Origin of the sequence: Streptomyces sp. NPDC004134 (assembly GCF_042874195.1) — a bacterium.
Lineage (GTDB): Bacteria > Actinomycetota > Actinomycetes > Streptomycetales > Streptomycetaceae > Streptomyces.
In genome coordinates, this window is record NZ_JBIAMS010000034.1 from 77,614 (window position 1) to 95,183 (window position 17,570).

Here is a 17,570-nt window from a genome sequence, read left to right on the forward strand (position 1 = left end):
GGCCGCCGCCCGCGCGGGCCCGCCCCGGGGCCGCGCGGGCCCGCGCGGCCCTTGCCGGGGCCAGGGTCTGTCGCCCCGGCCGTGCGCCCCGCCCCCGCTCAGCCCGCGAGGTCCCGGCGCAGGTACTCCGCCGTCGCCGACCCCGCCGCGCGGGCCAGCTCCGCCGGGGTGCCCTCGAACAGCACCCGCCCGCCGTCCCGCCCGCCGCCGGGGCCCAGGTCGACGACCCAGTCCGCGTGCTTGACCACCTCCCGGTCGTGCTCGACCACGACCACCGTGGCGCCCCCGTCCACCAGCCGGTGCAGCAGCGCGATCAGCCCTTCCACGTCGGCCATGTGCAGCCCGGCGCTCGGCTCGTCGAAGACGTAGACGCCGCCCGGCCGCCCCAGCCGGGCGGCCAGCTTGAGCCGCTGGCGCTCGCCGCCGGACAGGGAGGCGACGGACTGGCCGAGCGTGACGTAACCGAGTCCCACCTCGGCGAGCGGCGCCAGCAGGTGTGCGATCCGCGCCTCCTCGGAACCGCCAGCCGCGAGGAAGTCCGCGGCCCGCGCCGCCGTCATCTCCAGCACGTCGGCGATGGAGCGGCCGCGTACCGTGTGGGCCAGCGCCTCCGCGCAGAACCGCCGCCCGCCGCACGCCTCGCAGCGCCTGCTGACCGGGTCCATGAACGCCAGGTCGGTGACGATGACGCCGCGGCCCTTGCACGTCGCGCAGGCACCGCGCGAGTTGAAGCTGAACAGCGCGGCCGGCGCCCCCGTCACGCGGGCGAAGCGGCGCCGCAGCGGGTCCATCGCGCCGAGGTACGTCACCGGGGTCGAGCGGGACGTGCCGGTGATCGCCGACTGGTCGACGACGACGGGCACCCGGCTGCTGTGCGCCACCGCGGCCGCGGCGCCCGGCGGGGCTCCCGCGGCCGGGTCGCCGCGCCCGTCCTCGCCTGCCCCGTCCTCGCCTGCCCCGTCCTCGTACCGGCGGACGAACTCCGCGACCAGCGTGCTCTTGCCCGACCCCGCGACCCCCGTCACCGCCGTCAGCACCCCGAGCGGGAACGCCACCGTGACGTCCCGCAGGTTGTGCACCGTCACATGCTCGACCGGCAGGAACTCCGTCGGCGTACGCACCCGCGCGCGCACCGGCACCGTGCGCCCCAGCCGGCTGCCCGTCGGCGTGTCCGCCGCCGCCAGCTCCGCCGGCGGCCCCGCGAACACCACCTCGCCACCCCGCGTCCCCGCGCCGGGACCCATGTCCACCACGTGATCGGCGATCGCGATGACGTCCCGGTCGTGCTCCACGACCAGCACCGTGTTGCCCTTGTCGCGCAGCTCCCGCAGCAGCCCGGTGAGCCGGTGCACGTCCCGCGGGTGCAGGCCGGTGCTCGGCTCGTCGAACACGTAGGTCAGCCCCGTCAGGCTCGACCCGAGCTGCCGCACGACCTTCAGCCGCTGGCCCTCGCCGCCCGACAGCGTCGACGTGTCCCGGTCCAGGCTCAGGTAGCCCAGACCGACGCCCACCAGCCGCTCCAGCGTGCTCACCGCCGCCGCGGCGACCGGCCCGCCCACCGGGTCGTCGAGCCGCTTCAGCTCCGCCAGCAGGTCCCCGGCCTCCAGCGCGGCCAGTTCGGCGATGTTCCGGCCGCGGATGCGGCCGGCGAGCGCCGCCTCGTTCAGCCGTGCCCCGCCGCAGCGCGGGCACGGCGCCTCGGTGACGACGCGCAGCACCTCGGTCCGGGTCCTGCCGGAGAGCGCGGCGACGTCCCGCCTGAGGTACAGCCGGCCGAACCGCTCGACCAGGCCCTCGTACGCGTTGTGCCCGTCCGCGCCGGTGCTCTTCACCCGCCGCGGCACCCGGAACCCCTTGCCGTGCAGGAGCAGTTCCCACTCGCGCGCGCCGTAGCGCGCCAGCGGCAGGTCGGGGTCGAACAGTCCGGACTCCGCGTACGTCTGCCACCACACCGAGCCGACGCCGAACGGCGCGAAGCGGATCGCGCCCCCGTTCAGCGACCTCGACCGGTCCAGGAAGCGGTCCAGGTCGAGCCGGACCACCTTGCCGAGCCCGTCGCAGCCGGGGCACATCCCGCGCGGATCGTTGAAGGAGTACGCGCTCGCCTCGCCGGCGGACGGCACGGCGCAGCGGGAGAACAGCACGCGCAGGACGGCGTAGGCGTCGGTCGCGGTGCCGACGGTGGAGCGGGCGCCGCCGCCGAGCGGGCGCTGGTCGACGACCACCGCGGGGGTCAGGTTCGACAGCCCCTCGGCGTGCGGGCGCTCGTGCCGCGGCAGCCGGTTCCGTACGAACCAGCCGAAGGTCTCGCCGAGCTGCCGCTGCGACTCCACCGCGAGCGTGTCGAAGACGAGGGAGGACTTGCCGGAGCCCGACACCCCGGTGAAGACGGTGATCTTGTCGCGGGGGATGTCGAGGGAGACGTTCTTGAGGTTGTGCTCGCCTGCCCCGGTGATACGGATGACGTGCTGAGGTGCCATGACCTCGACGCTACGGGCGAAGGAGGTCGGAACATGTCCGCCTTCTCGGTCATGATCGGGGGATGAGCGACACCCCCGCACGGCTGCTCACGCTGCTGTCCGTGCTGCAGAGCGGGCGCGAGCACAGCGGCCCGGAGCTGGCCCGGCGCCTCGGCGTCAGCGTCCGCACCGTACGCCGCGACGTCGACCGGCTGCGCGCGCTGGGCTACCCCGTGGCCGCCACCGTCGGCGCCGTCGGCGGCTACCGGCTCGCCGCGGGCACCGCGATGCCGCCGCTGCTCCTCGACGACGACGAGGCCGTCGCCGTCGCCGCCGGGCTGCGCGCCGTGGCCGCCGGGGGCGTCGAGGGGATCGAGGAGACGTCCGTACGGGCCCTCGCCAAGCTGGAGCAGGTGCTTCCGGCGCGGCTGCGCCGCCGCGTCTCCGCGCTGCAGCGGGCCACGGTGCCGCTGACCGTGAGCCCGGCGGGCGCGGTGGCGGCGGCGGGGGCGCCGGTGGCCGCGGAGGTGCTGGCGGTGCTGGCGGCGGCGAGCAGCAGGGGGGAGGGGCTGCGGTTCGGCTACCGGGGCAAGCGCGGGGGAGACGCACCGGCGAGCGGTGCGGCGGACCGCGTACGCGAGGAGCCTGCCGGGTCCCTCCCCGCGCGACAGGGCGAACAGCCGCCCGGCGCGCGCCGTACCGAGCCCGACGGCGGCACGCGACGGCACGTCGAGCCGTACCGCCTGGTCAGCACGGGTCAGCGGTGGTACCTCGTCGCGTACGACCGCGACCGCGCCGACTGGCGCAGCTTCCGCGTGGACCGGATCGACGAACCGCGGCCCACCGGCGTCCGCCACCCCCCGCGCGAGCTGCCCGCGGCCGACGCCGCCGCCTTCGTCGCCGAGTCCATCGCCGGCCACCGGGGCCGCTACCGCGCGGTCGTCACCCTGCACGTCTCACTCGACGAGGCCGTACGCCGCCTCCCGCACGGCGCCGGACTGCTGGAGGCCGCGGGGCCCGGCCGCTGCACGCTGGTCACCGGCGGCGACGCGCTCGACTGGCTGGCCGTGCGGATCGCGCTGCTCGGCGTGGACTTCGAGGTGCGCGAGCCGCCGGAGCTGGCGGACTTCCTGCGCGACCTCGGCGACCGCATCAGCCGGTCGTATCCGCCGCCTCCACCTCGTCCCGGGTGATGCCCAGCAGGTAGAGCACGGTGTCGAGGAACGGCACGTTCACCGCCGCGTGCGCGGCCTCCCGGACCAGCGGCTTGGCGTTGAACGCCACCCCCAGGCCCGCCGCGTTCAGCATGTCCAGGTCGTTCGCGCCGTCCCCGATCGCGACCGTCTGCGACAGCGGCACGCCCGCCTGCGCGGCGAAGCCGCTCAGCAGCCGGGCCTTGCCCGCCCGGTCCACGACCGGCCCGGTGATCCGCCCGGTGAGCTTGCCGTCGACGATCTCCAGGGTGTTCGCGGCGGCGAAGTCGAGCGAGAGCCGGTCCTTGAGGTCGTCGGTGATCTGCGTGAAGCCGCCGGAGACGACGCCCACCTGGTAGCCGAGGCGCTTGAGCGTACGGATCAGGGTGCGGGCGCCGGGCGTCAGCCGTACCTCCTCGCGCACCTTGTCGACCACCGAGTCCTCGAGACCCGCCAGCAGCGCCACCCGGGCGTGCAGGGACTGCTCGAAGTCCAGCTCCCCGCGCATCGCGGCGGCCGTCACCTCCGCGACCTCGGCCTCGCAGCCGGCGTGCGCGGCGAACAGCTCGATGACCTCGTCCTGGATGAGGGTGGAGTCGACGTCCATCACCACCAGCCGCTGCGCCCGGCGCTGGAGTCCCGAGGCCACGACCGCGACGTCCACGCCGAGGCGGGCGGCGGCTATGGCCAGCGCGGTGCGCAGCTCCTCGGTGGCGGCGCCGGAGACCTCGAACTCGACGGCGGTGACGGGGTACTTCGCCAGCCGGAAGATGCGGTCGATGTTGGCGCCGGTGCCGGTGATCGTGGCGGCGATGCCGGCGGTTGACTCGGCGGTCAGCGGCTGTCCGAGCACGGTCACGTGGGAGCGGCCGGGGGCGCGCGGCTCGTTGTCGCCGGTGCCGGAGATTATCTCCGCCTCCAGGCGCATCGAGCCGGCCCAGGAGTGGATCGTCGCGCGCAGCTCGCCCTCGGTGGCCCCGACGGGGGGCGTGACCAGGGCGCACAGCGTGATGCGGCCGCGGGTGACGATCTGCTCGATGTCGATGACCTCGACCCGGTAGGCGGCGAGGGTGTCGAAGAGGCCGGCGGTGAGACCGGCGCGGTCGCGGCCGAAGATCTTGACGAGAAGCGTGCGGGCGACGGTGGTCATGATGCGACCACGGTATCGCGGTGCGGCGCGCTGCCGGCCGGGCGGGTCGGCGTTGCGGCCGGGCGCGGCGGGGGCGCTGGGCTGGGAGGTTGCGGTGAGGAGGACGGGCGGTTGCGGGCGGCCGAACGGGCGGGGGAGGAGGCTCGGGGGCCGTCAGGGGCCAGGGGCGCGGGGAGTGCCCGCGGATCCCGCAGAGGGGCCGAGGAGGGTGCCGGGGGGAGACCGGGGGAGGCCGAGGTCCGGGTGCCTTCCGGCGTACGTGTCAGGCCGTGCGGGCGGTGGCCGTCGGACCTCCCCTGGGCGCTGCGGCCCGGTCCGTACGCGGCGCCCGGACGGGTCCGTACGCCGGCGTGCGCCCCGCCCGCGCCGGCACCGGCGGCACCGCGGGCCGGCGGCGCCGCCCGGCTCCCCGGCGCGCTTCCCGGGTCGGGCCGAGTGCTGCTCCCGGATCTCCCCGCCCGTGCATACGCGTGACCACCGGCGGTAAGCGATCAAGTGCCCTCAACGTGCGCGAACCACCCGGCAGCGGGTGGAAGTGGAAGCCAAAACTCCACCTCACTGCCGTGACCCGCGTTTTCGTGAAGCGACTGTTACTGAAATAGTTCCTCAGGATGTTCGCCATCCCTAGACTCCTTACGGGCCTGTTGAAGTCAGGTGCCGTGCAAGGGGCACCTCGGGGGACAACTTTGTGGGGCATGGAGTGCCTGAACTCGTACTTGAACTGAACGGACAGACATGGACCCTCGACCCGGCGCGCGCGTATCGCGTCGGGCGGGATCCGCAGGGGGACGTGGTGCTGGAGGACGCCAGGGTCTCCTGGCGGCACGCCAGCCTGCGGTGGGGCGGCCGTAGCTGGCTGCTCGAGGACGTCGGCAGCACCAACGGCTCGTACGTGGAGGGCCAGCGGGTCCACCAGATCGAGGTCGGCCCCGGCTCGGTCGTGTATCTCGGCAACGCCACCGACGGGCCGCAGTTGCGGCTCTCCGCGCCGGCCGGCGCCGCCGCTCCCGACGTGTACAGCGCGCAGACGGCGATGGCCCAGCCGCCGCCCGGCGCCCATCAGGCCGCGCCGCCGCAGCAGGCGCCCGGCGCCTGGGGCGCCCCGCCGCAGGGCCCGCCGCCCCAGGGGCCCCCGTTCCAGGGGCCGCCCGCCGGCATGCCGCCCCAGCAGCAGCCGTACGTGCCGCAGCAGCAGTCCGCGCCGCAGCGCCCGCCGGCCGGCGTCGGCGCGGGCCCCGGCGGCGGCCCCGGCGCCCCGTCGGTCTACGGCGACCGCAGCCCCACGACGTTCCACCAGCTCTCGCTGGGCCGCGTCACCCGCATCGGCCGTGCGCTGGAGAACGAACTGGTCGTCTCCGACCTCCAGGTCTCGCGCCACCACGCGGAGTTCCGGTCCACGCCCGACGGCCGCTCCGAGATCGTCGACCTCGGCAGCCACAACGGCACGTACGTCAACGGTGAGCAACTGCCGCAGCGCGGCCGCCGGCCCATCGGCCCCGACGACATCATCGGCATCGGTCACTCGACCTTCCGGCTGGTCGGGGACCGGCTGGAGGAGTTCGTCGACACCGGTGAGGTCAGCTTCTCGGCCCGCCACCTGACCGTGAAGGTCGACGGCGGCAAGGTCATCCTCGACAACGTCTCCTTCGGCGTGCCCGAGAAGAGCCTGATCGCCGTCATCGGCCCGTCCGGATCCGGCAAGTCCACGCTCCTCAAGGCGCTGACGGGCTACCGGCCCGCGGACGTCGGCGAGGTCCTCTACGACAACCGGAACCTCTACAAGCAGTTCGCCGAGCTGCGGCACCGCATCGGCCTGGTGCCGCAGGACGACATCCTGCACACCCAGCTCACCGTCACCCGCGCCCTGCGCTACGCCGCCAAGCTCCGGTTCCCCGGCGACACCGCCGAGGCCGAGCGCGCCGCCCGCGTCGACGAGGTGCTGCGCGAGCTGAAGCTCGACATCCACAAGGAGAAGCGGATCAGCTCGCTCTCCGGCGGCCAGCGCAAGCGCGTCTCGGTTGCCCTGGAGCTGCTCACCAAGCCGTCGCTGATCTTCCTGGACGAGCCCACCTCGGGCCTCGACCCGGGCATGGACCGCGACGTCATGCAGTTGCTGCGCGGGCTGGCCGACGACGGCCGCACGGTCCTGGTCGTCACCCACTCCGTCGCCGAACTCGCGCTCTGCGACCGGCTGCTGGTCATGGCACCCGGCGGCGGCGTGGCGTACTTCGGCCCGCCGGAGGAGGCGCTGAACTTCTTCGGCTACGAGACCTGGGCCGACATCTTCTCCGCCTTCGAGAACTACCGCGAGTACGACTGGAAGGCCCGCTGGCAGGGCTCCCAGCACTACCAGATGTACGCCGCGGACATCGACGCCGTGGCCCCGCAGCCCGTCGCGATGCAGCCGCCGCAGATGCTGCGCCCGTCCAAGCCGCAGGGCTGGGGGCCACAGCTCTGGACGCTGGTGAGACGGTACGTGTCCGTCCTCGCCTCCGACCGCTTCTTCATCGCGCTCACCATCATCCTTCCGGTGGTGCTCGGCGTCGTGAGCATGGTCATCCCCGCCGAGTTCGGCCTCGGCTACGGGCCCGCGAAGATCCATCTGATCAACAGGGCCGCGGGCACGATCCTGCTCATCCTCGCGGTCGGCGCGTGTTTCTCCGGCGCCGCGAACTCCGTGCGCGAGCTGATCAAGGAACGGGTGATCTACGAGAGAGAGCGGGCGGTCGGCCTCTCCCGCTCCGCGTACGTGATGTCCAAGGTGCTCGTCCTCGGCGTCATCACGATCTTCCAGGGCGCGGTCATCAGCGCCATCGGCGTCCTCAGCCGCAGCGAGCTGCCCAAGGAGGGCGTGATCCTCTCCGACCTGCCGGCGGTGGAGCTGGCGATCGGCGTGACCACGCTGGGCCTGACCTCGATGATGTTCGGCCTGATCATCTCGGCGCTGGTGAAGACCTCCGAGATGACCATGCCGCTGCTGGTGATGTTCGCGATCGTGCAGGTGGTCTTCACCGGCGTGCTGTTCCAGTTGCACGGCACCCCGGGTGTCGAGCAGCTCGCCTGGCTGATGCCCTCGCGCTGGGCGGTGGCCGCGATGGGCTCGACGTCCGACCTGAACGTGCTGCTGCCGTGGGACAGCGGCGAGACGGACACGCTGTGGGAGCACACGGCCGGCACGTACATGCTGAACATCGGCGTGCTGCTCACCATGGGCGTGATCTGCGGCTTCATCGTCGCCCGGCTGCTGCGCAAGCACGAGCCGGAGGTCATGCGCTGAGCGCACCCCGCCACGGCTGACGGGCGGCACCCCTCACCGGGGGTGCCGCCCGTCCGCCGTGTGTGCCGGGGGCCGACCCGTTGTACGCAAGGCGGCTCTCGTGGCGCGACTCACACCAGGGGGGTCCTGCGGGTCGGCACAGCGGCCTAGGACCGGGGGCCGATGCAGGTCAGGTCCGCGGCTGGATCACGGGGACCGGACCTGCGGGTAGCGTGATCGGCATGTCCACACCCGCCCCAGGACCGGTCGCGGGACTCGAAGCGGTCAGCCGTGCCCTGCTCGCCATGAGCAGGCAGGTGCAGGTCCGCGACGTGCTCCAGACGATCACGGCGTCCGCCCGCGAGCTGCTGCAGGCCGAGTACGCCGCCCTGGGCGTGCCGGACGACCACGGCGGCTTCGCCCAGTTCGTCGTCGACGGCGTCAGCGACGCGCAGTGGAAGGCCATCGGCCCGCTGCCCCGCCAGCACGGCATCCTCGCCGCACTGCTGGAGGACGCCGAGCCGGTGCGCCTGGGCGACGTACGCAAGGACCCCCGCTTCGGCGGCTGGCCCAGCGCTCACCCCCGGCTGCGGGACTTCGTCGGCGTCCCCATCGCCGACGGCGAGGAAGTCCTCGGCGCGCTCTTCCTCGCCAACAAGCAGTGCGAGCCGGACGACCCGCCCGGCCCCGACGGCTGCCGCTTCGGCGCCGAGGACGAGGCCCTGCTGCGTACCCTCGCCGACCACGCCGCCATCGCGCTGACCAACGCCCGCCTCTACGAGCGCAGCCGCGAGCTGACCATCGCGGGCGAGCGCGCCCGTATCGCGCACGAGCTGCACGACGCCGTCTCCCAGAAGCTCTTCTCGCTGCGCCTGACCGCGCAGGCCGCCGCCGCCCTCGTCGACCGCGACCCCACGCGCGCCAAGGGCGAGCTGCAGCAGGTCGCGCGGCTGGCCGCGGACGCCGCGGACGAACTGCGCGCCGCCGTCGTCGAGCTGCGCCCCGCGGCCCTGGACGACGACGGCCTGGTGGCCACCCTGGCGACCCAGGTGCAGGTGCTCGACCGGGCCCACCGCGCCCGTGTCACCTTCAGCTCCGCGCAGGTGCGCGCCCTGCCCGCGGCGCAGGAGGAGGCGCTGCTACGGGTCGCGCAGGAAGCCCTGCACAACGCGCTGCGGCACGCCGACGCCGGGGAGGTCGACGTCGCCCTGACCCGGTACGGCCGCGGTGCGCGGCTGCGGGTGCGAGACGACGGCCGGGGCTTCGACCCGGACGCCGTCCGCTCCGCCGGCCGCCACCTGGGCCTGGTGTCCATGCGCGACCGCGCCGCCGGGGTCGGCGGCGGCCTGACCGTCCAGTCGGCGCCCGGGGAGGGCACCGTGATCGAGATGGAGGTGCCCGGTGGCTGAGACGGGCGAGAAGCAGCGGACCGCGGGCCCGGACGAGACGGACGCCCCCGGCCGGATCCGGGTGCTGCTGGTCGACGACCACCAGGTCGTACGGCGCGGGCTGCGCACCTTCCTGGAGGTGCAGGACGACATCGAGGTCGTCGGCGAGGCCGCCGACGGCGAGGAGGGCGTGGCCCGTACCGCCGAGCTGGTGCCCGACGTGGTGCTCATGGACGTGAAGATGCCCGGCACCGACGGCATCGAGGCGCTGCGCCGTATCCGCGAGTCCGGCAGCGCGGCGCGCGTGCTGGTCATCACCAGCTTCACCGAGCAGCGCACCGTCGTTCCCGCGCTGCGCGCCGGCGCCGCGGGCTACGTCTACAAGGACGTCGACCCCGAGGCGCTGGCCAAGGCGATCCGCTCGGTGCACGCCGGGCACGTACTGCTCCAGCAGGACGTCGCCGGGGCGCTGCTGGCGCCGGAGGCCGGCGGCGGCCCGGCGCAGGGCCGGGGGACGACGCTGACCGAGCGCGAACGCGAGGTGCTGGCGCTGATCGCGGACGGCCGCTCGAACCGGGAGATCGCCCGCGCGCTCGTGGTCTCGGAGAAGACCGTCAAGACGCACGTGTCGAACATCCTGATGAAGCTCGACCTCGCGGACCGTACGCAGGCCGCCCTCTGGGCCGTGCGCCACGGCCTGAGCGGCTGAGACGACTACCGGCAGCACCCGGCCCGGCGCCACCGGAACACCGTCTTCCGATCCGAGATTCATACTGTCGTGTAGATGTCGCCCGACCGGCGCAACCGCGCCGGACCGCCCGCGTTCTCCATGGCATGCCGCGGCACACGCCGCGGCCGACCCGAGGAGGAACACATGCGGAACCTGAAGAGGGCTGCTGCCATCACCATCGCCGCGAGCGGCCTGGCCATGGCCGGTGCGGGCATGGCCGCCGCGCACGGCGGCGCGGCCGCCGGCGGGCAGGCCGTCGGCTCGCCGGGCATCGGCTCCGGCAACCTGGTCCAGGTGCCGGTCCACGTGCCCGTGAACGCCTGCGGCAACACCGTCACCGTCGTCGGCGCGCTGAACCCCGCCTTCGGCAACCTCTGCCTGAACCGCTGAAGGACCGCGGTCTGCCGGCACCGGAACCGGCCCCCGGGCACCGCCCGGCGGGCCGACCCGGCGCGCTCGCGGCGTTCGCAGGATCGCCGCCCGTTGGGCCGAACGGTGGGCTCCGGCCGTCGCGGCGTGTCCCGCTGGACTCCTCCGCCGTTGCGCAAGGTGTACCCCCGAGCCCCGGGGTGTGCCCACCCAACAGGAGGAACGACTTTTTATGCGTGCAGTGAAGAAGGCGGCCTTCGTCCTCGCCACCGCGGGTCTCGCCGTCGGTGCCGGTGCGAGCGCGGCCCTGGCCGACGCCGGTGCCGAAGGCGTCGCCCAGGGCTCGCCCGGTCTCGTGTCGGGCAACACGGCCCAGATCCCCGTACACGTGCCGGTGAACGTCGTCGGCAACAACGTGTCCGTCGTCGGCCTGCTGAACGCGCCGTTCGGCAACACCGGCGTCAACGGCTGACGGAGCGCTTCTCCGTCGCGCAAGCCCCCCACGGCACGACCGCGGGGGGCTTACGCGCGGCCGTACGCTCCCACGCGCCGCGCAGGTCAGCCTCGGTGCTCACCGTCGGCCACGGTGCTGGACCGGCCCCTGCCCCCCGCAGCTCAGCCCCGCTCCAGCTCCTCCACGAACGCGTTGTACGCCGCCACCCGCGCCCGCCGCGCCGTCCGCTCCAGCGGCCGCAGCGCCTCCCCGCGGGCCGCTATCTGACCTGCGCTGACCGCCGCCCCGTGCCCCTGGCCGGAATCCCGGGCGATCTCCACCAGCGCCCCCACCCGCTGCGCCAGCTCCAGCACCCGCACCGCCCGCGGCGGATACCCCGGCGCCAGCACCTCGCGCCCGCGGTCCGCCCGCGCCCGGTACGCCGCCAGCGCCGCCTCCGCGACCGGCCCCGACCCCGCCACGTCCAGCCGCGACAGCACCTCCGTGGCGTCCCGCATCGCCTCCGCCAGCTCCCGCTCCGCCTCGCCGAGCGACGGCACGTCCGCCGGCGGCGCATCCCGCACCGGCAGGCAGCGCCACCTCACCCGGACCACCTCGTCGCCCTCGGGCCCCACCGACCAGACCTCGGGCACCAGCCCCAGCGGCGGCCCCCCGGTCACCAGCACCGCCTCGCCGGCGTCCAGCGCCAGCGCGTTGAACTCCGGTGGGCCGGCCAGGCCCAGCGGATGCCCCGGCACCGGCAGCGCCACCCGCAGGCCCTTCGCGCCCAGCGCCCGCAGCCGCCCCAGCGCCATGGTCAGGGCCACGCCCTCGGCGGACTCCTCCTCCGGCAGCCCCGCCACCCGGTGCCCGGCGTCGTCCGCGACGATGCGCTCCGCGGCCTCGTCGGGCGAGATGTGCCCGGAAAGCAGGGCATTTCCCCAGGCCGCCAGCCGGCCTGAACGTGGTTCTTCCAGCATGGCACCAGCCTACGGACCGGGTCCGACATCGCGTGGCGTAGGTTTGCCCTGGGGCGGTGTCGCAGGCGCGCACCGCGTACGAAGGACCGACACTGCAAGGGGAGACGGCACGCTCATGAGCGATGTACTGGAGCTGGTGGACGTATCGGTGGTCCGCGACGGCAGGGCTCTGGTCGAACAGGTCTCCTGGTCGGTCGCCGAGGGCGAGCGGTGGATCATCCTCGGCCCCAACGGCGCGGGCAAGACCACGCTGTTGAACATCGCCTCCAGCTACCTCTTCCCGTCCTCCGGCACCGTCCAGATCCTCGGCGAGAAACTCGGCGGCGTCGACGTCTTCGAGCTCCGCCCCCGCATCGGCATGGCCAGCGCCGCGCTCTCCGAGAAGCTGCCCAAGAGCCAGACCGTCCTGCAGACCGTCCTCACCGCCGCGTACGGCATGACCGCCACCTGGCAGGAGAGCTACGAGGCCGTCGACGAGGACCGCGCCAAGGCGTTCCTCGACCGCCTCGGCATGAGCGAGTACCTGGCCCGCAGATTCGGCACCCTCTCCGAGGGCGAGCGCAAGCGCACCCAGATCGCTCGCGCCATGATGACCGACCCCGAGCTGCTCCTCCTCGACGAGCCGGCCGCAGGACTCGACCTCGGCGGCCGCGAGGACCTCGTACGCCGCCTCGGCCGGCTGGCCCGCGACCCGTACGCGCCCTCGATGATCATGGTGACGCACCACGTCGAGGAGATCCCCCCGGGCTTCACGCACGTGCTGATGATCCGGCAGGGCAAGGTCCTCGCCGCCGGACCCATCGAGGCCGAGCTGACCTCGCGCAACCTCTCGCTCTGCTTCGGACTCCCGCTCCTCCTCGACCGCGTGGGCGACCGCTGGACCGCGCAGGGCCTCCCCATGTCGAAGGCGTAGCACCCGCCCGGCCAACCGGCCCACCACAGACGTAGCTTCCCGGTCACAGCTCCCGGGCATCTGTCCCGAATCCCTTGCCCCGCAATAGCATTGGAACCGTGGATGCATGGGTGTGGTGGCTGATCGCCGCCGTGGGCATGGGCATTCCCCTGGTGCTGACCGCCATGCCGGAGTTCGGCATGTTCTCGGTCGGCGCGGTCGCCGCCGCGGTGACGGCCGGCCTGGGGGGCGGGCTCGTCGTGCAAGTGATCGTCTTCGCGGTCGTCTCGACCGCCCTCATCGCCGCGGTACGTCCCGTGGCGCGCCGCCATCGCGGCCAGGGCGGAGCGACGACGGGCACCGACGCCCTCAAGGGCAGACAGGCGGTGGTGCTGGAGCGCGTCGACGGCTCGGGGGGGCGCATCAAGCTCGCCGGCGAGGTGTGGAGCGCCCGGGCGCTCGACTCGGGTGAGGTTTACGAACCCGGCCGGACGGTCGATGTTGTGGACATCGACGGTGCGACCGCCGTCGTCATGTGACCGGAAGCGCCCTTACGGGCAAGGCCGTTCTGCCACACTCGGCGGCTGGGCCGCACAATTGGATCACTAACCGGGGAGCAGCATGCAGCCGATCATCATCGTCCTGATCATCCTGGTGGTGCTCGTCTTCATCGCACTCATCAAGACGATCCAGGTCATCCCGCAGGCCAGTGCGGCCATCGTGGAGCGCTTCGGCCGCTACACCCGCACCCTCAACGCCGGCCTCAACATCGTGGTGCCGTTCATCGACACCATCCGCAACCGCGTCGACCTGCGCGAACAAGTCGTGCCATTCCCACCGCAACCCGTGATCACCCAGGACAACCTGGTGGTGAACATCGACACGGTCATCTACTACCAGGTCACCGACGCCCGCGCCGCCACCTACGAGGTCGCCAGCTACATCCAGGCCATCGAGCAGCTCACCGTCACCACCCTGCGCAACATCATCGGCGGCATGGACCTGGAGCGCACCCTGACCTCCCGCGAGGAGATCAACGCCGCACTGCGCGGCGTCCTCGACGAGGCCACAGGGCGCTGGGGCATCCGCGTCAACCGCGTCGAGCTGAAGGCCATCGAGCCGCCCACCTCCATCCAGGACTCGATGGAGAAGCAGATGCGCGCCGACCGCGACAAGCGCGCCGCGATCCTCACCGCGGAGGGCGTCCGGCAGTCCGAGATCCTCACCGCCGAGGGCGAGAAGCAGGCCGCGATCCTACGGGCCGAGGGTGAGGCCCGCTCCGCGGCGCTGCGCGCCGAGGGCGAGGCGCAGGCCATCCGCACGGTCTTCGAGTCCATCCACGCCGGCGACCCGGACCAGAAGCTGCTGTCGTACCAGTACCTGCAGATGCTGCCGAAGATCGCCGAGGGCGACGCGAACAAGCTCTGGATCGTGCCCAGCGAGATCGGCGACGCCCTCAAGGGACTCGGCGGCGCCCTGGGCAACTTCGGCACCCCCTCGCCCACCGGCGGCGGCGACGGCGGCGCCCCCAAGACGAGCACCCGCAAGGCCCCCGCCTACCGCGAGCAGCCCCCGCTGGAGTAGGCGCGCGCGGCCCGTACGCACGCCGTACCACACGAGCCCGCCCCCGGTCGTCGCAACGACCGGGGGCGGGCTCGTCTCCGTACAGCACGGACGGGGCGCTCAGGCGCCGGAACTCACGCGGCGACACCCACCTCGCGGCCCTCCGGCGGCACCAGCCACTCCGGCAACTGCTCCTGCTCGCGCACTCCCAGCGCCAGCAGCAGCGCGTCCGCCGGCGTCGGCTCGAAGGGCCGCCGCAGCAGCCGCATCCCCGCCTGCTCCGGCGTCCGGTCCGCCTTGCGGTGGTTGTCCGCGGCGCACGACGCCACCGTGTTCAGCCAGGTGTCGCCGCCGCCCAGCGAGCGCGGCAGGACGTGGTCCACGGTCGTCGCGCGGCGGCCGCAGTACGCGCACCGGTGCCGGTCGCGTACCAGCACACCCCGCCGCGACCACGGCGCGCGTCTTCGGAACGGCACCCGCACGTACCGGCAGAGCCGGATCACCTGGGGCACCGGCAGCTCCACGCTCGCCGCCCGCAGCCGCATACCGGAGTGCGCCTGCTCGACCACGGCCTTGTCCTGCAGCACCAGCACCACCGCACGGCGGAGCGACACCGTCGACAACGGCTCGAAGCTCGCGTTGAGCACCAGCGTCTCGCGCATCCCGGTCACCTCCCGACTGGCCCCGCCGAGCGGCGAGGTGGCTCCACTCTGCCCCCGGAGATCGGCCGCGACAACGCAATTTCAGCCCGCCGCGGGCTCCTCGTGGGTGCCGACGAGCTGCGCCCTCGCGAGGGTGTGGAAGCGGAGGTTGAAGCCCACGACGGCCGGCGTCGCCGCCGCGTCCGGGCCCAGCTTCTCCTGGTCCACCGCGTACACCGTGAACACGTACCGGTGCTCCCCGTCACCGGGCGGCGGGGCCGCGCCCGTGAAGTCGTGGGTCCCGGCGTCGTTCCGTACGGTCACCGCGCCCTGCGGCAGCCCGGCCATGTCCCCCGTGCCCGCGCCCGCGGGCAGTTCCGTCACGGACGCCGGGATGTCGAACACCGACCAGTGCCAGAACCCGCTGCCGGTCGGCGCGTCCGGGTCGTAGCAGGTGACGGCGAAGCTCTTCGTCCCCTCAGGGAACCCCGACCAGCGCAACTGCGGCGAGGTGTTGCCCTTCGCCCCGATCTGCGCGTCGGGCAGCGGAGCGCCTTCCCGTACGTCGTCGCTGGTGACGGTGAACGACGGCACCGCGGGATGGAAGTCGTGGGGCAGCGGCGGCCGGTTCTGCTCGGGCACGTGAGACACCTCCGGGTGGCTGTGACGCAAGGACACGGCGTGGCGGGTACGCGGACACGCGGTGCGCCGCCACGGCGGTCAGCCTAACGAGCAGCGGCCGGGGCGCCGCCGCCACACGACGCGCGGCTCAGAACCAGTTGCGCCGCGACCCGACCTCGGAGATCCACTGGTTGAGGTACGCGGTCCAGTCGGTCTGCTGGAAGTCGGTGAGCCCCACCTGGAACATCCGGAACGAGTCGCCGCCGTCGGTGAAGAGACCCGGCTTCTTGTCCATCTCCAGCACCACGTCCATCTGGTGCCCGTCGGCGAGGAACGTCAGCTCCACGGCGGTCAGCCCGCGGTACTGCTGCGGCGCGTAGAACTCGATCTCCTGGTAGAACGGCAGCCGCTGCCGGGTGCCGCGGATGTGCCCGCGCTCCAGGTCCGCGCTCTTGAAGCGGAAGCCGAGACCGCCGAAGGCGTCGAGGATCGCCTGCTGCGCCGGCAGCGGGTGCACCGAGATCGGGTCGAGGTCGAGCGAGTCCACCGCGCGGGCGATCTCCAGCTCGGTCGTCACGCCCACGTTCATCCCCGGCAGCCGCTGCCCCATGACGGACGTCACCGGCGTCTCCCACGGGACGTCCAGGCTGAACGACACGTTGTGCACGGCGTTCGGCTGGATCTCGAAGGCGCCGCCGAGCCGCTGCCGGTGGAACTCGATGTCCTGCTTGTACTCGTTGTCGCCGCTCTCCACCTCGACGCGCGCCTGCAGCCCGACGGACAGCCCCTCGACCTCCTGGGCCACGGACCCGCCCTCGATGCGGACCTCGCCCTGGACGACCCCGCCGGGCACGACGTTCGCGTCGTTCAGCACCGTCTCCACCGACGCGCCGCCGGCCCCCAGGCTGGCGAAAAGCTTCTTGAACCCCATCGCGGACTCCCCTGCTCCCCTGTAGGTCTGCTCAACTACGCTCACCCGACATGCCCCGTACTCCGCTCGACCGCTCGTTCTTCCGTCGGCCCGTACTGGAGGTGGCGCCGGACTTGCTGGGCCGAACACTACTGCGCCGCACCGCCGCCGGGACGATCTCGCTGCGACTGACGGAGGTCGAGGCGTACGCGGGGGAGCAGGACCCCGGATCGCACGCCTACCGGGGCCGCACGGACCGCAACGCCGTGATGTTCGGCCCCGCGGGGCACATCTACGTCTACTTCACGTACGGCATGTGGCACTGCATGAACGTGGTCTGCGGCGAAGAGGGCGCCGCGAGCGCCGTCCTCCTGCGCGCGGGCGAGGTGACGGAGGGTACGGAGCTGGCCCGCAAGCACCGCCCCAAGGCCCGCAAGGACCGCGAGCTGGCCCAGGGCCCCGCCCGCCTCGCCACGGCCCTCGACGTCGACCGGAGCCTCAACGGCACCGACGCCTGCACCCCGGGCTCCCCCCTGGAACTCCTGGCCGGCACCCCCGCCGACCACACCCGCATCCGCACGGGCCCCCGCACCGGCGTCGGCGGCGACGGCGCCCACCACCCGTGGCGCTACTGGATCGCCGACGACCCGACGGTCAGCCCGTACCGCGCCCACGAGCCACGCCGCCGCCCGAAGGCGGCATGAGCTTGACGCGGGCGGGGGCGGGTCCGTATCGTAGATAGAGCCGTAAGTGGCCTGGTGTCTCGCACGCTCTGATGCCGACACCATCCTCCAGACGATCTTTCGTAAACCTGAGTTTCCTGTTGTCGCGCCTCGGCTGCGACGCCCGGGACCCGGTTTTGGAGCGGAGAGAATTCTTCGCTACAGTGGTGGAACACCGAAGGGAAACGCCCGGAGAGGCCCGGAAGGGTTTTGAAGGTAGTGTCCGTTCTTTGAGAACTCAACAGTGTGCCAAGTAATCGATG

16 protein-coding genes are annotated in these 17,570 nt (G+C 73.2%); 10 read left to right on the forward strand and 6 right to left on the reverse strand.

Translation table 11 applies throughout. The features are described from left to right. Positions 1–98: 98 nt before the first annotated feature. Positions 99–2,480: an excinuclease ABC subunit UvrA gene (locus ACFYVJ_RS31825; RefSeq protein ID WP_388898943.1), complete on the reverse strand. Its 2,382-nt coding sequence runs from the start codon at positions 2,478–2,480 to the stop codon at positions 99–101. A 62-nt stretch (positions 2,481–2,542) separates the two neighbouring features. Here ACFYVJ_RS31825 and ACFYVJ_RS31830 point away from each other — a divergent pair, with 62 nt between their 5' ends. Next, positions 2,543–3,652: a helix-turn-helix transcriptional regulator gene (locus ACFYVJ_RS31830; protein WP_388898946.1), complete on the forward strand. Its 1,110-nt coding sequence runs from the start codon at positions 2,543–2,545 to the stop codon at positions 3,650–3,652. On the opposite strand, the gene serB is transcribed toward ACFYVJ_RS31830, so the two are convergent. Further along, on the reverse strand, positions 3,612–4,802 hold the full coding sequence (gene serB / locus ACFYVJ_RS31835; protein WP_388898949.1) for a phosphoserine phosphatase SerB: 1,191 nt from the start codon (positions 4,800–4,802) through the stop codon (positions 3,612–3,614). The two genes, ACFYVJ_RS31830 and serB, sit on opposite strands and share 41 nt — an antisense overlap. Positions 4,803–5,502: 700 nt before the next feature. Between serB and ACFYVJ_RS31840 the strand changes: the two genes are divergently transcribed. The 5 genes from ACFYVJ_RS31840 to ACFYVJ_RS31860 all read left to right on the forward strand — a co-directional run bounded on the left by ACFYVJ_RS31840 (position 5,503) and on the right by ACFYVJ_RS31860 (position 11,017). Beyond that, positions 5,503–8,079, forward strand: a complete 2,577-nt coding sequence (locus ACFYVJ_RS31840) for an FHA domain-containing protein (protein ID WP_388898952.1) — start codon at positions 5,503–5,505, stop codon at positions 8,077–8,079. A 221-nt stretch (positions 8,080–8,300) separates the two neighbouring features. Beyond that, a complete protein-coding gene (locus ACFYVJ_RS31845) occupies positions 8,301–9,467 on the forward strand; it encodes a GAF domain-containing protein (protein WP_388898955.1) in 1,167 nt (388 codons plus the stop codon). Next, entirely contained in the window at positions 9,460–10,155 is a 696-nt protein-coding gene (locus ACFYVJ_RS31850) for a response regulator transcription factor (RefSeq protein ID WP_101425252.1), read from the forward strand. The genes ACFYVJ_RS31845 and ACFYVJ_RS31850 overlap by 8 nt, the downstream gene beginning before the upstream one ends. 165 nt (positions 10,156–10,320) lie before the next feature. Then, positions 10,321–10,566, forward strand: coding sequence for a chaplin (locus ACFYVJ_RS31855; RefSeq protein ID WP_388898960.1), 246 nt, complete (start codon positions 10,321–10,323; stop codon positions 10,564–10,566). Positions 10,567–10,777: 211 nt separating this feature from the next. Then, the gene (locus ACFYVJ_RS31860) at positions 10,778–11,017 is read left to right on the forward strand and encodes a chaplin family protein (RefSeq protein ID WP_388898963.1); all 240 of its coding nucleotides are present in this window, start codon (positions 10,778–10,780) and stop codon (positions 11,015–11,017) included. A 143-nt stretch (positions 11,018–11,160) separates the two neighbouring features. Here ACFYVJ_RS31860 and ACFYVJ_RS31865 read toward each other — a convergent pair whose 3' ends face one another. Continuing rightward, positions 11,161–11,958: a hypothetical protein gene (locus ACFYVJ_RS31865; RefSeq protein WP_388898965.1), complete on the reverse strand. Its 798-nt coding sequence runs from the start codon at positions 11,956–11,958 to the stop codon at positions 11,161–11,163. 115 nt (positions 11,959–12,073) lie between these two features. On the opposite strand from ACFYVJ_RS31865, the gene ACFYVJ_RS31870 reads away from it, so the two are divergent. The 3 genes from ACFYVJ_RS31870 (at position 12,074) to ACFYVJ_RS31880 (ending at position 14,434) form a co-directional block, all read left to right on the forward strand. After that, positions 12,074–12,871, forward strand: a complete 798-nt coding sequence (locus tag ACFYVJ_RS31870; RefSeq protein ID WP_388898968.1) for an ABC transporter ATP-binding protein — start codon at positions 12,074–12,076, stop codon at positions 12,869–12,871. 137 nt (positions 12,872–13,008) lie between these two features. Further along, a complete protein-coding gene (locus ACFYVJ_RS31875; protein ID WP_199850680.1) occupies positions 13,009–13,389 on the forward strand; it encodes an NfeD family protein in 381 nt (126 codons plus the stop codon). An 82-nt stretch (positions 13,390–13,471) separates the two neighbouring features. Beyond that, positions 13,472–14,434, forward strand: a complete 963-nt coding sequence (locus ACFYVJ_RS31880) for an SPFH domain-containing protein (protein ID WP_388898971.1) — start codon at positions 13,472–13,474, stop codon at positions 14,432–14,434. Positions 14,435–14,547: 113 nt separating this feature from the next. Here the strand turns inward: ACFYVJ_RS31880 and ACFYVJ_RS31885 are convergent, their stop codons facing one another. The 3 genes from ACFYVJ_RS31885 to ACFYVJ_RS31895 all read right to left on the reverse strand — a co-directional run bounded on the left by ACFYVJ_RS31885 (position 14,548) and on the right by ACFYVJ_RS31895 (position 16,606). Continuing rightward, positions 14,548–15,075 (reverse strand): HNH endonuclease, encoded by a 528-nt coding sequence (locus ACFYVJ_RS31885; RefSeq protein ID WP_388898974.1) that lies wholly within the window; start codon positions 15,073–15,075, stop codon positions 14,548–14,550. A gap of 81 nt (positions 15,076–15,156) precedes the next feature. After that, positions 15,157–15,696: a YbhB/YbcL family Raf kinase inhibitor-like protein gene (locus tag ACFYVJ_RS31890; RefSeq protein WP_388898977.1), complete on the reverse strand. Its 540-nt coding sequence runs from the start codon at positions 15,694–15,696 to the stop codon at positions 15,157–15,159. A 127-nt stretch (positions 15,697–15,823) separates the two neighbouring features. Further along, positions 15,824–16,606 (reverse strand): sporulation protein, encoded by a 783-nt coding sequence (locus ACFYVJ_RS31895; RefSeq protein WP_101425261.1) that lies wholly within the window; start codon positions 16,604–16,606, stop codon positions 15,824–15,826. 50 nt (positions 16,607–16,656) lie between these two features. Here ACFYVJ_RS31895 and ACFYVJ_RS31900 point away from each other — a divergent pair, with 50 nt between their 5' ends. After that, entirely contained in the window at positions 16,657–17,289 is a 633-nt protein-coding gene (locus ACFYVJ_RS31900; RefSeq protein ID WP_388898980.1) for a DNA-3-methyladenine glycosylase, read from the forward strand. Positions 17,290–17,570 lie beyond the last annotated feature (281 nt).

Coding starts and splice junctions, on each gene's coding strand:
- ACFYVJ_RS31825 (WP_388898943.1), bottom strand. CDS start 2,480: ATGGCACCTCAGCACGTCATCCGTATCACCGGGGCAGGCGAGCACAAC.
- ACFYVJ_RS31830 (WP_388898946.1), top strand. CDS start 2,543: ATGAGCGACACCCCCGCACGGCTGCTCACGCTGCTGTCCGTGCTGCAG.
- serB (WP_388898949.1), bottom strand. CDS start 4,802: ATGACCACCGTCGCCCGCACGCTTCTCGTCAAGATCTTCGGCCGCGAC.
- ACFYVJ_RS31845 (WP_388898955.1), top strand. CDS start 8,301: ATGTCCACACCCGCCCCAGGACCGGTCGCGGGACTCGAAGCGGTCAGC.
- ACFYVJ_RS31855 (WP_388898960.1), top strand. CDS start 10,321: ATGCGGAACCTGAAGAGGGCTGCTGCCATCACCATCGCCGCGAGCGGC.
- ACFYVJ_RS31860 (WP_388898963.1), top strand. CDS start 10,778: ATGCGTGCAGTGAAGAAGGCGGCCTTCGTCCTCGCCACCGCGGGTCTC.
- ACFYVJ_RS31865 (WP_388898965.1), bottom strand. CDS start 11,958: ATGCTGGAAGAACCACGTTCAGGCCGGCTGGCGGCCTGGGGAAATGCC.
- ACFYVJ_RS31870 (WP_388898968.1), top strand. CDS start 12,074: ATGAGCGATGTACTGGAGCTGGTGGACGTATCGGTGGTCCGCGACGGC.
- ACFYVJ_RS31875 (WP_199850680.1), top strand. CDS start 13,009: ATGGGCATTCCCCTGGTGCTGACCGCCATGCCGGAGTTCGGCATGTTC.
- ACFYVJ_RS31880 (WP_388898971.1), top strand. CDS start 13,472: ATGCAGCCGATCATCATCGTCCTGATCATCCTGGTGGTGCTCGTCTTC.
- ACFYVJ_RS31885 (WP_388898974.1), bottom strand. CDS start 15,075: ATGCGCGAGACGCTGGTGCTCAACGCGAGCTTCGAGCCGTTGTCGACG.
- ACFYVJ_RS31895 (WP_101425261.1), bottom strand. CDS start 16,606: ATGGGGTTCAAGAAGCTTTTCGCCAGCCTGGGGGCCGGCGGCGCGTCG.
- ACFYVJ_RS31900 (WP_388898980.1), top strand. CDS start 16,657: ATGCCCCGTACTCCGCTCGACCGCTCGTTCTTCCGTCGGCCCGTACTG.